Annotated in this window: 14 protein-coding genes and 1 riboswitch; of the genes, 8 read left to right on the forward strand and 6 right to left on the reverse strand. The window is 74.9% G+C overall.

The genetic code is table 11. The annotated features are described in order from the left end of the window. Positions 1-4: 4 nt before the first annotated feature. The gene (locus ACFVXN_RS01630; RefSeq protein WP_389226243.1) at positions 5-1,372 is read right to left on the reverse strand and encodes an NAD(P)/FAD-dependent oxidoreductase; all 1,368 of its coding nucleotides are present in this window, start codon (positions 1,370-1,372) and stop codon (positions 5-7) included. Positions 1,373-1,495: 123 nt separating this feature from the next. Here ACFVXN_RS01630 and ACFVXN_RS01635 point away from each other — a divergent pair, with 123 nt between their 5' ends. After that, a complete protein-coding gene (locus ACFVXN_RS01635; RefSeq protein ID WP_389226246.1) occupies positions 1,496-1,852 on the forward strand; it encodes a DUF3017 domain-containing protein in 357 nt (118 codons plus the stop codon). 175 nt (positions 1,853-2,027) lie between these two features. On the opposite strand, the gene ACFVXN_RS01640 is transcribed toward ACFVXN_RS01635, so the two are convergent. Next, positions 2,028-3,152: an aquaporin gene (locus tag ACFVXN_RS01640; RefSeq protein WP_389226249.1), complete on the reverse strand. Its 1,125-nt coding sequence runs from the start codon at positions 3,150-3,152 to the stop codon at positions 2,028-2,030. Positions 3,153-3,364: 212 nt separating this feature from the next. On the opposite strand from ACFVXN_RS01640, the gene ACFVXN_RS01645 reads away from it, so the two are divergent. The 3 genes from ACFVXN_RS01645 to ACFVXN_RS01655 all read left to right on the forward strand — a co-directional run bounded on the left by ACFVXN_RS01645 (position 3,365) and on the right by ACFVXN_RS01655 (position 6,741). Then, positions 3,365-4,582, forward strand: coding sequence for an NADP-dependent isocitrate dehydrogenase (locus tag ACFVXN_RS01645; RefSeq protein WP_389226252.1), 1,218 nt, complete (start codon positions 3,365-3,367; stop codon positions 4,580-4,582). Positions 4,583-4,715: 133 nt separating this feature from the next. Next, positions 4,716-5,900, forward strand: a complete 1,185-nt coding sequence (locus tag ACFVXN_RS01650) for an ROK family transcriptional regulator (protein ID WP_389226255.1) — start codon at positions 4,716-4,718, stop codon at positions 5,898-5,900. Between the two features lie 46 nt (positions 5,901-5,946). After that, positions 5,947-6,741: an ATP-binding cassette domain-containing protein gene (locus ACFVXN_RS01655; protein WP_389226258.1), complete on the forward strand. Its 795-nt coding sequence runs from the start codon at positions 5,947-5,949 to the stop codon at positions 6,739-6,741. A 39-nt stretch (positions 6,742-6,780) separates the two neighbouring features. On the opposite strand, the gene purU is transcribed toward ACFVXN_RS01655, so the two are convergent. Further along, positions 6,781-7,644, reverse strand: a complete 864-nt coding sequence (purU, locus tag ACFVXN_RS01660; protein WP_389226261.1) for a formyltetrahydrofolate deformylase — start codon at positions 7,642-7,644, stop codon at positions 6,781-6,783. A 120-nt stretch (positions 7,645-7,764) separates the two neighbouring features. Here purU and ACFVXN_RS01665 point away from each other — a divergent pair, with 120 nt between their 5' ends. The 3 genes from ACFVXN_RS01665 to ACFVXN_RS01675 all read left to right on the forward strand — a co-directional run bounded on the left by ACFVXN_RS01665 (position 7,765) and on the right by ACFVXN_RS01675 (position 10,646). Beyond that, positions 7,765-8,268, forward strand: a complete 504-nt coding sequence (locus ACFVXN_RS01665) for a GNAT family N-acetyltransferase (protein WP_389226264.1) — start codon at positions 7,765-7,767, stop codon at positions 8,266-8,268. 51 nt (positions 8,269-8,319) lie between these two features. Further along, positions 8,320-8,407, forward strand: a riboswitch (ZMP/ZTP riboswitch). A gap of 59 nt (positions 8,408-8,466) precedes the next feature. Beyond that, complete coding sequence (gene glyA / locus ACFVXN_RS01670; protein ID WP_389226267.1) at positions 8,467-9,756, forward strand: serine hydroxymethyltransferase; 1,290 nt, start codon at positions 8,467-8,469, stop codon at positions 9,754-9,756. A gap of 11 nt (positions 9,757-9,767) precedes the next feature. Further along, positions 9,768-10,646, forward strand: coding sequence for a bifunctional methylenetetrahydrofolate dehydrogenase/methenyltetrahydrofolate cyclohydrolase (locus ACFVXN_RS01675; RefSeq protein WP_389226270.1), 879 nt, complete (start codon positions 9,768-9,770; stop codon positions 10,644-10,646). A gap of 97 nt (positions 10,647-10,743) precedes the next feature. Here ACFVXN_RS01675 and ACFVXN_RS01680 read toward each other — a convergent pair whose 3' ends face one another. Next, on the reverse strand, positions 10,744-11,325 hold the full coding sequence (locus tag ACFVXN_RS01680; protein ID WP_389226273.1) for a cysteine hydrolase family protein: 582 nt from the start codon (positions 11,323-11,325) through the stop codon (positions 10,744-10,746). Continuing rightward, positions 11,322-12,806, reverse strand: a complete 1,485-nt coding sequence (locus ACFVXN_RS01685; RefSeq protein WP_389226276.1) for a purine-cytosine permease family protein — start codon at positions 12,804-12,806, stop codon at positions 11,322-11,324. Before ACFVXN_RS01685 ends, ACFVXN_RS01680 begins: the two co-directional genes overlap by 4 nt. A 105-nt stretch (positions 12,807-12,911) precedes the next feature. On the opposite strand from ACFVXN_RS01685, the gene ACFVXN_RS01690 reads away from it, so the two are divergent. Continuing rightward, complete coding sequence (locus ACFVXN_RS01690) at positions 12,912-13,709, forward strand: exodeoxyribonuclease III (RefSeq protein WP_389226279.1); 798 nt, start codon at positions 12,912-12,914, stop codon at positions 13,707-13,709. Positions 13,710-13,730: 21 nt separating this feature from the next. Here the strand turns inward: ACFVXN_RS01690 and ACFVXN_RS01695 are convergent, their stop codons facing one another. Further along, positions 13,731-14,936 (reverse strand): hypothetical protein, encoded by a 1,206-nt coding sequence (locus ACFVXN_RS01695; RefSeq protein WP_389226282.1) that lies wholly within the window; start codon positions 14,934-14,936, stop codon positions 13,731-13,733. Positions 14,937-14,982 lie beyond the last annotated feature (46 nt).

Genomic DNA, 14,982 nt, shown 5'->3' on the forward strand with positions numbered 1-14,982 from the left:
CGGCTCAGCCCGCGACGGTGCGCGGCAGCGGGACCGCCGGGTCCGCGGCCAGCGCGCGGTCGAGCACCGGCAGCGCCGCTCCGGCGAGCAGCCGGCGCGCCCCGCCGACGTCGCGCGGGCGGTCGACGGCGAACACCGCGGTCAGCCGGTCGGTCCCGGGCGCGAACCACAGCGCCGTCCAGCCGTCGCCCGCCGCGGGGTCCCCGCGCAGCAGCACCTCGTCGTCGACTCCCGGCGTGCCGTAGAGCGCCAGCTCGTGCCCCAGCTGGGTGGAGAACACGTAGGGCGCGAGGTCCGGCTCGGCGGGCTCGTGGCCCAGCAGCCCGGCGACCGCCACCGCCGGCCCGCGCAGCGCCGCGTCCCAGTGGCCGCCGGGCACCCAGCCGTGGCGGGGGGACCGGCGTCGGGCCGCGTCGCCGACGACCCGGACCCGCCAGGACCCGTCCACCGGCGCGTGCCGCTCGTCCACCACGACCGCGCCGACCGCGTCGACGGCGACCGGCGCGCCCGGGGTGTCGGGACCTGCGCTGTCGGGACCCGGGCCCGCCAGCCACGCGGTCGCGGGTCGGGCGCCGACGGCGGCGAGCACCACGTCGGCGGGCAGCACCGTGCCGTCGGCGAGCGTCACGGCACCGGCCGACGTGCCGCTGCCCGGATCCACGGCGGCGACCGCCACGCCGGTCCGCAGCCGCACGCCCGCCGCGGCGAACCAGGGGGCGGTCAGCCCGCCGACCCGCTCGCCGAGCGCCGCCGCCAGCGGCACCGACCGGGCCTCCACCACCGTGACGTCGACCCCCGCCGCCGTGGCGACCGTCGCGACCTCCGCGCCGATCCACCCGGCACCGATGACGACGAGGCGCCGGGGACCGCCGTCGGCGCCGGTCCCGGCCAGCGCCTCCCGCAGCCGCTGGGCGTCCGCGGCGGTGTGCAGCGTGAGCGCCGAGGGCCAGGCGGGCGGGTGCACGGCGGCGGCCCCGGTGGCCACGACCACCGCGTCGGCGCGCACCGGCCCGGCGTCGGTGTGCACGGTGACGCCGTCCTCGTGCACCCGCAGGCCCGTGGCCCGCGTCGCCAGCCGGACGTCGTCGGCCTGGGCGAGCGCGTCGACGCCCAGCTCGTCGGCGAGCCACGCCGGCGCGGGCCGGTCCAGCAGGTGCTTGGACAGCGGCGGCCGGTCGTAGGGGGCGACCGGCTCGGCGCCCAGCACCGTCACCCGGCCGGTGAAGCCCTGCGCCCGCAGCTCCAGCACGGTCCGGACCCCGGCGAGCCCGGTCCCGACGACCACCACGTGCCCGAGCGGGCCGCGGGCCGTCGGCGCGGCGGGTGCGTCGGGACGGGTGGAGAAGGTGGCGTGAGGTCCGGGATCAGGCACGACGCCACCGTAGCCCCGGGACGACCAGGTCCGGGCGGTACCCTCGGTGGCTGGTGCGCGGCCCGAGCCGCGCCGGTGGACGGTCCCGGTGCACGGGCCCGGCGGACGGGGCTGGAGGCGGCGATGAGCCAGGACGGCGCGGCGACCCCGCTCCCGGAGGACAGGTTCGACTCCGAGGGCCGCCCGCTCGACCCCCGCGCCATCGCCCGCGCGTCGCTCGCCGCGGACCGGAACTGGTCGCTGTGGGTCATCCTCGGGGCGGTGCTGGGCAGCGTCGGGCTCGCGCTGCTCGCCGGCACCTCGGTCGGGGCGCTCGCGCTGGCGGCGTTCCTGGTCTGCTGCGCCGTGGTGCGCGGCGTGGTCCGCGGCGGTCCGGCGGCGCTGGTCGTGCGCAGCCGGGTCACCGACGTCACCGTGCTCGCCGGGCTCGCGCTGGCGATCGGCGTCCTGTCGCAGATCGTGCCGACGATCGTCCGCTGACGCCCCGCGGGACCGACCGCCGCCGTGCCCGCCCCACCGCCGCCGCAGCGACGAGCCTTCCGCACCGTCGACGCAGCGACGCCGAGACAGGTCCGCCGCGCCGAGGGAGGACCGTGGAGGGTCCTGTCTCGGCGCGGACGTCCTGTCTCGGCGTCGGGGGGTGGGGATGGCGGCGTCAGCGCGCCGGGTGCACCTCGACCTCGACCTCGTCGAGCTCCAGCTCGAGCTCCTCGTCCAGCAGGTCGTCCTCGGCGGGAGCCGTCGCGAACGCCCGGTACAGCAGCGCGGCGAGCGCGGCGCCGACCAGCGGCGCGACCCAGAACACCCAGATCTGGCCCCACGCCCACGACTCGGCGAAGATCGCCGCCGCGGTGGACCGGGCCGGGTTCAGGCCGCCGCCGGTGACCGGGTAGGCCACGAGCACGGCGAACGCGAGCGTCAGGCCGACCGCGAACGCGGCCTGGTGGCGCGCGCCGGTGCGGTGCGTCGCGCCGAGGTACACGCCGACCAGCACGGCCGCGAGCACGACCTCGATCAGCAGGGCGGCGATCAGCTCGAAGCCCGTGCCGCCGGTGGACGCGGCGATCGGCGAGTGGTCGCCGTAGCCGTTCGCGAGCGCGCTGAAGAACGTCCGCTCGTTGCCGCTGAGGGCGGGCAGCGAGGACCAGGTCACGAACAGCACGGCCGTCGCGAGCGCGCCGCCCACGAGCTGCGCGAGCCAGTAGGGCAGCACGTGCGTCCACGGCGTGCGTCCGGCCAGCGCGGCGCCGAGCGTGATCGCCGGGTTGAAGTGGCCGCCGCTCACGTGCGACACGGCGAGGAACGCGCCGATCGTGCCGAAGCCGAAGGCCAGCGCGACGCCGGGGACGTCCGTGCCGGTCAGCGTGAGGAACATCGCGGCGCCGAGCCCCGCGAGCAGCACGACGAACGTGCCGAACAGCTCCGCGCCGACGCGCGCGACCAGCGACGGGCCGGTCACGGTGGTCCGCAGCGCGGCGACCGCGACCTCGTCGTCCAGCGGGTCGACGTCCGCGACCGGGCGGGCCGTGCCGTAGCCGCTGGCGGCGCCGAAGCCCGTCGGGATCGCGGCGGGCGCGGGGGCGGCGGCCGGGGCGGGCGCGGCCGTCGGGGCCGGGCTCGTCGCCGGCGCCGTCCCGGTCGTCGCGGGCTCGGGGGCCGCGGTGGGCTCCTCGGCCGTGGTGCGCTCCGGGGCCGTGGCGGGCTCGGGCGCCGTCGCGGGCTCCGGCGCCGTGGGCTTCGCGGCCTCGGTGGGCTCGGGCGTGTCCTGGGGCATGGTCATCCGTTCGTCCGGGGGTGACGGGCGCGAGGCCCGTGCGATGTCGGGCGCGGGCCCCGGGGGGGCGCTGCGCGCCGGTGCGGCTCCGGGGCCGTCGTGGCGGCCGCCCGGGGTCGGGGCACGGCTGTCAGCATGCCAGGGTTCGCTGTGCCGTGCCTGGACGTCGGGCGACCCAGCGCCCGCGAAGTCTCTCGACGTCAAGTAATCTGGCCCGCATGGCGAAGATCAAGGTGGTTGGACCGGTCGTCGAGCTCGACGGTGACGAGATGACGCGGATCATCTGGCAGTTCATCAAGGACCGCCTGATCCATCCGTACCTGGACGTGGACCTGCGGTACTACGACCTGTCGATCGAGAACCGCGACGCGACGGACGACCAGGTGACGGTCGACGCGGCGCACGCGATCCTCGAGCACGGCGTCGGCGTGAAGTGCGCGACGATCACGCCCGACGAGGCGCGGGTCGAGGAGTTCGGGCTGAAGAAGATGTGGCGGTCCCCGAACGGGACGATCCGCAACATCCTCGGCGGCGTCGTGTTCCGCGAGCCCATCATCATCAGCAACATCCCGCGGCTGGTGCCGGGCTGGAACAAGCCGATCATCATCGGCCGCCACGCCCACGGCGACCAGTACAAGGCGACGGACTTCGTGGTGCGGGGCGGTGGCACGCTGACCCTGACGTTCACGCCGGCGGACGGCTCCGAGCCGATCCAGCAGGAGGTCGTGACGTACCCCGAGGGCGGCGGCGTCGCGATGGCGATGTACAACTTCGACGAGTCGATCCGCGACTTCGCGCGGGCGTCGTTCGCGTACGGCCTGCAGCGCGGGTACCCGGTGTACCTGTCGACCAAGAACACGATCCTCAAGGCCTACGACGGCCGGTTCAAGGACCTGTTCCAGGAGGTCTTCGACGCCGAGTTCGCGTCGGCCTTCGCCGAGAAGGGGCTCACCTACGAGCACCGCCTCATCGACGACATGGTCGCCTCGGCCATGAAGTGGGAGGGCGGGTACGTCTGGGCCTGCAAGAACTACGACGGCGACGTCCAGTCCGACACCGTCGCGCAGGGCTTCGGCTCGCTGGGCCTCATGACGTCCGTCCTCATGACCCCGGACGGGAAGACCGTCGAGGCCGAGGCCGCGCACGGCACCGTGACCCGGCACTACCGCCAGCACCAGCAGGGCAAGCCGACGTCGACCAACCCGATCGCGTCGATCTTCGCCTGGACCGGTGGCCTGAAGCACCGCGGCAAGCTGGACCAGACCCCCGAGGTCACCGAGTTCGCCCAGACGCTCGAGGACGTCGTCATCAAGACCGTCGAGAGCGGCAAGATGACGAAGGACCTCGCGCTGCTCGTCGGCCCGGAGCAGGCCTGGCTCACCACCGAGGACTTCCTCGCCGCGCTGGACGAGAACCTGGCCGCCCGCCTGGGCTGACCGCCTCGACCGCGACCCGACGGCCGCCGCCCGCACCCGCGGACGGCGGCCGTTGCCGTCACCCCCTGAACGCACCCCGGCGACCCCGCCCGGGCGGTGCCGGGGTGCCTCGTCCGCCTGTATCCTCGGCTACGTGGGCACTGAGAGGGTGACCCCGGGTTCGCAATCTTCACTGCGTGAAGCCAACCGCGCCCGGATCGTGAGTGCCGTCCAGCAGCGTGGCTCCCTCACGCAGGTCGAGCTGGCCGGTGTCACGGGGCTGTCACCCGCCACGGTGTCGAACATCGTCAAGGAGCTCACGGGCGCCGGGGTCCTGCACACCGCGCCCACCTCCCGCAGCGGCCGCCGCGCCCAGGAGGTCACGCTCGCCCGCAACCTCGGGCTGGTCGGCGGCATCCACTTCGGCTCCCGCTCGCTGCGCGTCACCGTCGCCGACGTCGCGCACCGGGTCGTCGCGGACCAGCGGATGCCGCTGCCGCCGGACCACCGCGCCGACGCGGGCCTGGAGCGCGCGTCCCTGCTGCTCACCGAGCTGGTCGACTCCGTCGGCACCACCGTCTCGGAGGTGCTCGCCGTCGGGGTCGGCGTGCCCGCCCCGGTCGACCCGGAGACGGGCCGGATCGTCTCGGTCGGTGTGCTGCGCGGCTGGGACGGCGTCTCGGTCTCCGACGTGCTGGAGCGCCGGCTCGGGGTGCCCGTGCGGGTCGACAACGACTCGAACCTCGGGGCGCTCGCGGAGCTGCGGCACGGCGCCGCGCGGGGTCGCCGGCACGTCGTCTACCTGAAGGTGTCGCACGGCGTCGGCAGCGGCCTGGTCGTCGACGGGCGCGTGTTCCACGGTCGAACCGGAGCGGCCGGCGAGTTCGGGCACATCACGATCGACGAGAACGGCCCGATCTGCCGGTGCGGGAACCGCGGCTGCCTGGACGCGCTGATCGGCGCGCCCGCGCTGCTGCGGATGCTCGAGTCCAGCCACGGGCACCTGACGCTGGCCGACGTGATCTCCCGCGCGCAGGAGGGCGACCCCGGGTGCCGGCGGGTGATCTCCGACGCCGGTCGGCTGCTCGCGGTGGCCGCCGCGAACACCTGCAACCTGTTCGACCCGGAGCTCGTCGTGGTCGGCGGACGGCTCGCGGAGGCGGGCCCGATCCTGCTGGACACGTTCCGGAACGTGCTGGCGCAGCGCACGCTGCCGAGCACCGCCGGGCCGGTCGAGGTGGTCGTCTCCGAGCTCGGCACCGCCGCGGAGGTCCGCGGGGCGCTGGACCTGGCGCTCGACCACGCGGGCATCGCCCGGACGATGGCGGTGGCAGGATGAACCGGTGCAGCACGGCACGCGGCAGGGACGCAGCGGAGGAGGACCAGTGAGCTCACCCGCGGCTGCGTCGACGAGCACGCCGGTCCTGTCGGTGCGGGGGGTGTCCCGCAACTACGGCGCGGTGCGTGCCCTCGTCGACGTCGACCTCGACATCCACCCGCACGAGGTCGTCGCGATCGTCGGCGACATCGGCGCGGGCAAGTCGACGCTCGCGCGGGTGATGTCGGGTGCCCTGGCCCCCGACTCCGGGCACATCGAGCTCGACGGGTCGGCGGTGCAGCTCGCGTCGACCCGCGTGGCCCGGGAGCACGGCATCGCCGCGGTGTTCCAGGACCTCGCGCTGTGCGAGAACCTCGACGTGGTGCAGAACCTGTTCCTCGGCCAGGAGCTCCGGCGCGCCGGGATGCTCGACGAGCGGCAGATGGAGCGGCGCGCCTGGGAGGTGCTCAGCCAGCTGGCCGCGCGCGTGCCCTCGGTGCGTGCGCCCGTGCGGGCCCTGTCCGGCGGCCAGCGCCAGGCGGTGGCGGTCGCGCGCAGCCTGGTCGGCAACCCCCGCGTGGTCGTCCTGGACGAGCCGCTGGCGTCGCTGGGCATCTCGCAGACCGCCGAGGTGCTCAACATGGTCGAGCGCCTCCGGGAGAGCGGCCTCGGCGTCGTCATGATCAGCCACTCGATGGTCGACGTGCAGGCCGTCGCGGACCGGATCGTGGTGCTGCGCCTCGGCCGGATCAACGGCGACTTCGACGCGCAGCACGCCTCCTACGAGGACCTGATCGCGGCGATCACCGGCATCACGCCGACCGGGCGGATGCCGCGCCCGACGAGGCCCGCGGCGCTCTGACCCGGGCGCGCGGCCTCATGCGGGCAGCGACGTCCCGGATCAGCGGAAGACGATCGTCCGGTGCCCGTCCAGCAGCACCCGGTGCTCCGCGTGCCAGCGCACCGCGCGGGCCAGGGCCCGCCGCTCGACGTCCTGGCCCAGCGCGACCAGGTCCGCGACCGCGCGGCTGTGGTCCACGCGCTCGACGTCCTGCTCGATGATCGGGCCCTCGTCGAGGTCGCCGGTCACGTAGTGCGCCGTCGCGCCGATCAGCTTCACGCCGCGGTCGTGGGCCTGCGCGTAGGGGCGGGCGCCCTTGAACGACGGCAGGAACGAGTGGTGGATGTTGATGACCCGGCCGCTCAGCGCGCGGCACAGGTCGTCCGACAGGATCTGCATGTAGCGGGCCAGCACGACCAGCTCGACGTCGAGCTCCTCGACCAGGGCGAGCAGCCGGGCCTCCGCCGCGGCCTTGGTGTCCCGGGTGACGGGGACGTGGTGGAACGGGATCGCGTAGAACGCCGCGAGGTCGGCCAGGGCGGTGTGGTTCGACACCAGCCCGACGATGTCGATCGGCAGCCCCTCGGACCGCTGCCGGAACGCGAGGTCGTTGACGCAGTGCGCCGCCGTCGAGCCCAGCACGAGGGTCCGCATCTTCCGGCCGGCGACGTCCAGCGACCAGTCGAGCCCGAACCGCGGCGCCAGGGCCGACAGCGCCGCCTCCAGGTCCGCGCGCGGGCTCGTCGACGCGACCTCGACGCGCATGAAGAACAGCCCCGACAGCGGGTCCCCGAACTGCTGGGACTCGGTGATGTTGCCCCCGTGCTCCGCGAGCAGCCCCGCGACCGCGGCGACGATGCCGGGCTGGTCCGGGCAGGACAGCGACAGGACGAACGAGGTGGGGTCGGGCGCGGAGGTCTGCACGAGGGTCGAGCGTACCGGCGGGGTCTCGTGGGGCCGGGCCGGGTGTCCGACGGGTGGAATGTTCGTGAGCACGGGACCTCTGGGTGGTCCTGCGCGCGGAGCGGCTGAGACGATGGGGGCATGAGCGAGCCCGAGGTGACCATCCGGCCCGTCGTCGACGCGGACGCCGGGGAGCTGCTGACCCTGCGCCGTGCGGCGTTCGTCACCGAGGCCCAGCAGTACGACGACCCGCACATCCCGCCGCTGACCCAGACGCTCAGCGAGCTGCGCGCGGACCTCGCCGCGGAGGGCGTCGTGACGCTCGGCGCGTGGGCCGGTCACCGGCTCGTCGGCTCGATCCGGGTGGTGCTCGAGGGGCCGAAGGCCACGCTCGGCCGGTTCGCGGTCGCGCCCGACCAGCAGGGCCACGGCATCGGGACCCAGCTGCTGCTCGCGATCCTGCCGCACCTGCCCGAGGGCGTGGAGGAGATCTGGGTGTTCACCGGCCGCGACTCCGTGCAGAACCTCGCGGTGTACGAGAAGCACGGCTACACCCACGAGCACGACCAGACGGTCGGGGACCTCACGTACGCGTACCTGCGCCGCATCCTCGGCGACCCGGACGAGGCCCAGGCGCCCGCCTGACCTCACCCGTCGTGAGACACCCCGCCCGGGACGGCGGGGACGTTGCTAGGCTGACGGGGTCGCGACTGGCGCAGAGGTGGGTCACCACCGGGGAGCGACGCAGCAGCATGACGTCGGGTCGGACGCCTGGGCCCCGCGGTCACCCCACACCATCGGTGTGCGGTCGACAGACCGCGCACGCCGACGCCGAGGAGACGCATGAGCGCCGAGAACACGCCCCTGCTCGACCAGAACCTGTCCGAGGTCGACCCGGAGATCGCGGCCGTCCTGGACGGCGAGCTCGCCCGCCAGCAGGGCACGCTCGAGATGATCGCCAGCGAGAACTTCGTCCCGCGCGCCGTCCTGCAGGCGCAGGGCTCCGTGCTGACCAACAAGTACGCCGAGGGCTACCCGGGCCGCCGCTACTACGGCGGCTGCGAGCAGGTCGACATCGCCGAGGACCTGGCGATCACCCGCGCGAAGGACCTGTTCGGCGCCGAGCACGCCAACGTCCAGCCGCACTCCGGCGCCACCGCGAACGCCGCGGTCCTGCACGCGCTCGCCGACGCCGGCGACCGCATCCTGGGCCTCGAGCTCGCGCACGGCGGTCACCTGACCCACGGCATGAAGATCAACTTCTCCGGCAAGCTCTACGACGTCGGCGCCTACGGCGTGAACCCCGACACCTTCCTCATCGAGCCGGAGGCGATCCGCGAGGCGGCGCTCAAGCACCGCCCGCAGGTCATCATCGGCGGCTGGTCCGCGTACCCGCGGCACCTCGACTTCGCCGCGATGCGCGAGATCGCCGACGAGGTCGGCGCGAAGCTCTGGGTCGACATGGCGCACTTCGCGGGCCTGGTGGCCGCGGGCCTGCACCCGTCGCCCGTGCCGTACGCCGACGTCGTGTCGTCCACCGTGCACAAGACCATCGGCGGCCCCCGCTCCGGCTTCATCCTGAGCAAGCAGGAGTACGCCAAGAAGATCGACTCCGCCGTGTTCCCGGGCCAGCAGGGCGGCCCGCTCATGCACGTCATCGCCGCCAAGGCCGTGTCGTTCAAGATCGCCGGCGGCGAGGACTTCAAGGACCGCCAGCAGCGCACCATCGACGGCGCGCGGATCATCGCCGACCGCCTCGTGGCCCCCGAGGTCGCGGCCGCGGGCGTCTCCGTGCTGACCGGCGGGACCGACGTGCACCTCGTGCTCGTCGACCTGCGGAGCTCGTCGCTCGACGGCCAGCAGGCCGAGGACCTCCTGCACGACGTGGGCATCACCGTGAACCGCAACGCGGTGCCGTTCGACCCGCGCCCCCCGCGCGTCACGTCCGGCCTGCGGATCGGCACGCCGGCGCTCGCGACCCGCGGGTTCGGCGACGCCGAGTTCACCGAGGTCGCCGACATCATCGCCACGGCGCTGGTGGACGGCGCGTCGGCCGACGTCGAGGGCCTGCGGGCGCGGGTGGCCAGGCTGGCCGACGCGTACCCGCTGTACCCCGGCCTGCAGCAGTACTGAGAGGCGCGCTGATGACGGCGAAGACGCTCGACGGCAAGGCCACCGCGGCCACGATCAAGGCCGAGCTGCGGACCCGGGTGGAGGCGCTCGCGGCCCGCGGCGTCACCCCGGGCCTCGGCACGCTGCTGGTGGGGGAGGACCCGGGTTCGCTGTCCTACGTGGCCGGCAAGCACCGGGACTGCGCGGAGGTGGGCATCGCCTCCATCCGCGAGGACCTGCCGGCCGACGCCACGCAGGAGGAGATCGAGGCCGCGGTGCGGCGCCTGAACGAGGACCCGGCGTGCACGGGGTTCATCGTGCAGCTGCCGCTGCCGCGCGGGATCGACGCCAACCGGGTGCTCGAGCTCGTCGACCCCGACAAGGACGCCGACGGCCTGCACCCGACGAACCTGGGCCGGCTGGTGCTGCGGGTCAACGAGGAGATCACCTCCCCGCTGCCCTGCACGCCCCGCGGCATCGTCGAGCTGCTGACCCGGTACGGCATCGGGCTCGACGGGGCGGACGTGACGGTGGTCGGGCGCGGCACCACGGTGGGGCGGTCCATCGGGCTGCTGCTGACCCGGCGCGAGGTCAACGCCACGGTCACCCTCACGCACACCGGGACGGTCGACCTCGGCGAGCACACCCGCAACGCGGACGTGATCGTGGCCGCGGCCGGCGTCCCCGGCATCGTCACCGCGGACCTGGTCAAGCCGGGTGCCGTCGTGATCGACGTCGGCGTCTCGCGGGTCACCGACGTGGACTCGGGCAAGGCCCGGATCGTCGGCGACGTCGACCCGGGCGTGGCGGAGGTCGCCGCGTGGGTCTCCCCGAACCCCGGCGGCGTGGGCCCGATGACCCGGGCGATGCTCCTGGCGAACGTGGTCGAGACGGCCGAGCGCCGGCGCTGACGCCCGTCCCGCGAGGTCGAGGGTTTCGCCCGCTGGAGGGGGCTGAAACCCTCGACCTCGCGTGAAACCCTCGACCTCGACTGCCGACCCCGCCGGGTCAGGTGCGGGAGAGCAGCGCGCGGGCCGTGGGCGTCGGCACGACGTCCGCCAGGGGGGCGTAGAGGCGGATCGCGTCCAGGGCGCGGGCGTGCGCGGCGTCGTCGGAGCCCGCGCAGCCCTCGGCGACGACGCGGACCGCCACGCCCGCGTCCGCCGCGGCGAGCGCCGTCGACAGCACGCAGCAGTCCGTCGAGACGCCGACCAGCAGCATCGTGTCGCCCGGCGCGACGTGCGCCGCGAGGTCCGGCCCCCACTTGCCGAACGTGGTGGCGGTGACGACCGCGGTCTCCGCAGCCAGGTCCGCGAGGCCCGGGACCACCCGGTACGCGGGCGCGTCCGGGGGCTGGAGCGCGAACGGCCAGTCCGCGTAGTACGCGACCCACGCGCCCGCGGGCTCGTCGGGGGCCACGAACCGGGTGAACACCGTCCGGTCCGGCCCGGCCGCCTCGGCGAGCTCCCGGACGACCGGCAGCGCCTCGGCGAACCGCGGCGCCGCCCACGGGCTGCCGGCGTCGGCGAACACGGGCTGCATGTCCACCACCACCAGGACGGTGCGCCCCGGCCCGCCCGCGCCGGTCACCGCAGCGCCTCCTGCCGGCGCACCGCGCCGGACTCCTGCCGGCGCACGGCGCCGCGGCGCAGCAGCAGCGTCCCGCCGAACCCGACGACCAGCGCGACCAGCACCCCGAGGTTCGCGTACGCCCACGCGCCCTCGGTCCCGCCGAGCCCGAGCGGACCGAGCAGGTAGCCCTGCCAGCCCAGCCACGCGGCCGAGCCGTTCGTCACGAGCCCCCAGCCCAGCAGCGTGCCCGCGCCGAGCAGGGCGAGCGGGACGGCGGGCGCCCGGCCGTAGCGCCCCTCGGGCCGGTACAGGTCGAGGTCGTCGTAGTCGCGGCGCCGCAGCAGCACGTCGGCGAGCATGATCCCCGCCCACGCCGCGATCGGGACGCCGAGGGTGATGAGGAAGCCCTGGAACACCCCGAAGAACGAGTCGGACCCGAACACGATGTACACCGTGCCGAGCACCATGATGACGCCGTCGATCCCCGCGGCGACGGGCCGGCTGACCGGCAGGCCGGTGGAGACCAGGGCCAGGCCCGAGGAGTAGATGTCCAGCACCGCCCCGCCGACCAGGCCGAGCACGGCGACGACCGCGAACGGCACCAGGTACCAGGTGGGCAGCACGGTGGTGAGCGCGCCGATCGGGTCGGCGCTGATCGCGGTCCGCAGCTCGGGGTCGGACCCGGCCAGCAGCAGCCCGAACACCAGCAGCACGACCGGCGCGAGCGAGGCCCCGAACGTCGTCCACACGACGACGCCGCGCCCGGAGGTGTGCCGGGGCAGGTAGCGGGAGTAGTCCGCCGCCATGTTGACCCAGCCGAGGCCGAACCCGGTCATCATGAACACCAGCGCGCCGATGAACGCCTGCGCGGTGCCCGCCGGGATCGCGGTGACCGCGTCGAGGTCCACGTGGTCGAGCACGAGCAGCACGTACCCGACGGTCAGCACCGCGGTGACGACGGTGATGACCGTCTGCATGCGCATGATGAGGTCGAACCCGAACACGCCGCCCGCGATGATGAGCGCGGCGACCACGAGCAGCGCGACGACCTGGACGGCGGACCCGCCGCCCCAGCCGAGGGCCTCCACGACGGTCGCGGTGGCGAGGGTCGCCAGGGCGGTGAGGATCGTCTCCCAGCCGACCGTCAGCAGCCACGACAGGACGGCCGCGACCCGGTTGCCGTGCACCCCGAGCGCGGCGCGGGACAGCACCATCGTCGGCGCGGACCCGCGCTTGCCGGCCAGGGCGACGACCCCGCAGAGCAGGAACGAGAACACGATCCCGACGACGCTCGCGACCACCGCCTGGCCGAACGACACCCCGAAGTCCAGCACCCACGCGCCGTAGGACAGGCCGAGCACGGAGACGTTCGCCGCGAACCACGGCCAGAACAGCTGCCGGGGCGTGCCCTTGCGGTCGGCGTCGGCGATGACGTCGACGCCCGCGGACTCGACGGTCAGGGCGCCGCCGGTGCTGCCGGCGGTGGTGGGGACGGTCATCGGACCTCCTGGGTGCGGCGGTGAGGTGCCCATCCCACCACCCGCGCGGGCCCGGCGGGAGGGGTGGTGGGTGTGGTGTCGGTGGCATGCGCCAGGATGGTCCGCGTGCTGACGGTAGCGACTGTGAACGTGAACGGGATCCGGGCCGCCTTCAAGCGGGGGATGGCCGACTGGATCGAGGCCCGACGGCCGGACGTCCTGCTGCTGCAGGAGGTGCGCGCGACGGACGAGATCCTCGGCGACCACCTCGCGGCGGACGGCTGGCACCTCGCCCACGAGGCGAGCGAGACGAAGGGGCGGGCGGGGGTCGCGATCGCGTCGCGGCTGCCGATGCACGCGGTGCGGATCGGCATCGGCACCGGCGTCCCGACCGACAGCGGCCGGTGGGTGGAGGCCGACCTCGAGCTCCCGGGCGGCGAGCTGCTGACGGTGGTGTCCGCGTACGTCCACTCCGGGCAGGCGGACACGCCGAAGATGGCCGAGAAGTACGCGTTCCTCGACGTGATGACCAAGCGGATGGCCGAGCTCGCGGGCCCCGACGCGCGCGCCGTGGTCGCGGGGGACCTCAACGTCGCGCACCGCGAGGTCGACATCAAGAACTGGCGGGGCAACCGCAAGGCCGCCGGGTTCCTCCCGGAGGAGCGCGCGTACCTGGACCGCTGGTTCGACGAGCAGGGCTGGCGCGACCTGGGGCGCGAGCACGGCGGCGAGGGCCCGGGGCCGTACACGTGGTGGTCGTGGCGCGGGCAGGCGTTCGACAACGACTCCGGCTGGCGGATCGACTACCAGCTCGCGACCCCGGCGCTCGCGGACCGGGTGCGCACGGTCGAGGTCGACCGCGCGGCGACCTACGACGCCCGGTTCAGCGACCACGCCCCGGTGGTCGTCGCGTACGACGTCTGAGGCGCGCCCGGGCGCGCGGGCTCAGCCCGCGTGCTCGGCCTCCCAGGCCGCCGACTGCGAGCCGGGCGCCCCGCCGCGCATCGACACGATCGCGCCGGTCGCGTCGGCGGTGACCCAGCCGTCGTAGTAGTCGTCGTCGACGGACAGCACGATCTCGACCGGGGCGATCGCGTCCGACGCCGTCCCCCGTCGGACGTACACGACCGGGCCGTCGGCGTCGTCGATGCCGGTGAGCTCCGTCATCTGCGCGGTCAGGCGCTCCACCACGGACCAGTCGAGGTCGCGGACGTCGTAGAGCGCGGCGGGCAGGTCGGCGGGGTCGGGCTGGATCAGCTCGGCGCCCTCGCGCACGGCGCCGCCGTCGCGCCAGCTGAACGAGTCGGTGGTGGTCGCCCCCGGGGAGGTCGGCGCCTCCGCCACCGCGTAGGTCCGGAACAGCACGACGTCGACGAACTGGGTCCCGCCGGCGACCTGGGCGAGGTCGTCGACGACCTGCTGGGTGCGCGCGGCCGGGAAGATGCTCGCCGCCTCCGCGCGGGCGCGGTCGCCCTGCTCGCGGGCCTCGTCGAGCGACGTGCCCTGGACGAGCGCGACGACCAGGTCCCGCTCCGGCCACGCCCGCGCGCCGAGGCCGACGACGAACGCCAGGAGCAGCAGCGCCGCGGGGATCCGCAGCAGGCCCTGCCGGTCGCGGCCGCGAGCGGGCGCGACCTCCCAGGCGGGCGGCTCGGGCATCGCGGCCACGGTCGTGTCGCGGTCGGCGGCGGCCTGCCAGTCGCCGGGGGCCGGGTCCAGCAGCGCGACGTCGGGCCGGTCGGCGTGCAGCTGCGCGACCACCACGACGGCACCGCGCTGCAGCGACGGCAGCCGGCCGAGGTTCACCAGGGCGCGCGTCGACGTCGTGTACGCCGGCCGGGTGCGGGACGCCACGGCCAGGCGGATGTCGCACAGCGGCTGGTCGTTGACGGAGCTGCCGGTGGCGCGGGTCTCGATCACCCGGGCCAGCGAGACGCGGTTCTCCCGGACCGCGGCCTCGACGTCGGCCGCGCTCGCGCCACGGACCCCCGCGAAGCCGCGGCCGATCGAGACGACGACGAGCAGGATCGTCATCAGCGCACCCGAGACGGGCACGGCCCAGGGCCAGGCGTCACCTCCGACATCGGCGGTGAGGAGGACGACGGACGCGGTGAAGAAGCCGATGGTCGCGGCGAGCAGCAGGCGGAGCACGTCCAGCATCCTGCCTGCGGGCGCGGCGCCGGTCCACCCGAGCGGC

It is taken from the genome of Cellulomonas sp. NPDC058312, from assembly GCF_042880135.1.
In the GTDB taxonomy this organism is placed as follows: domain Bacteria; phylum Actinomycetota; class Actinomycetes; order Actinomycetales; family Cellulomonadaceae; genus Cellulomonas.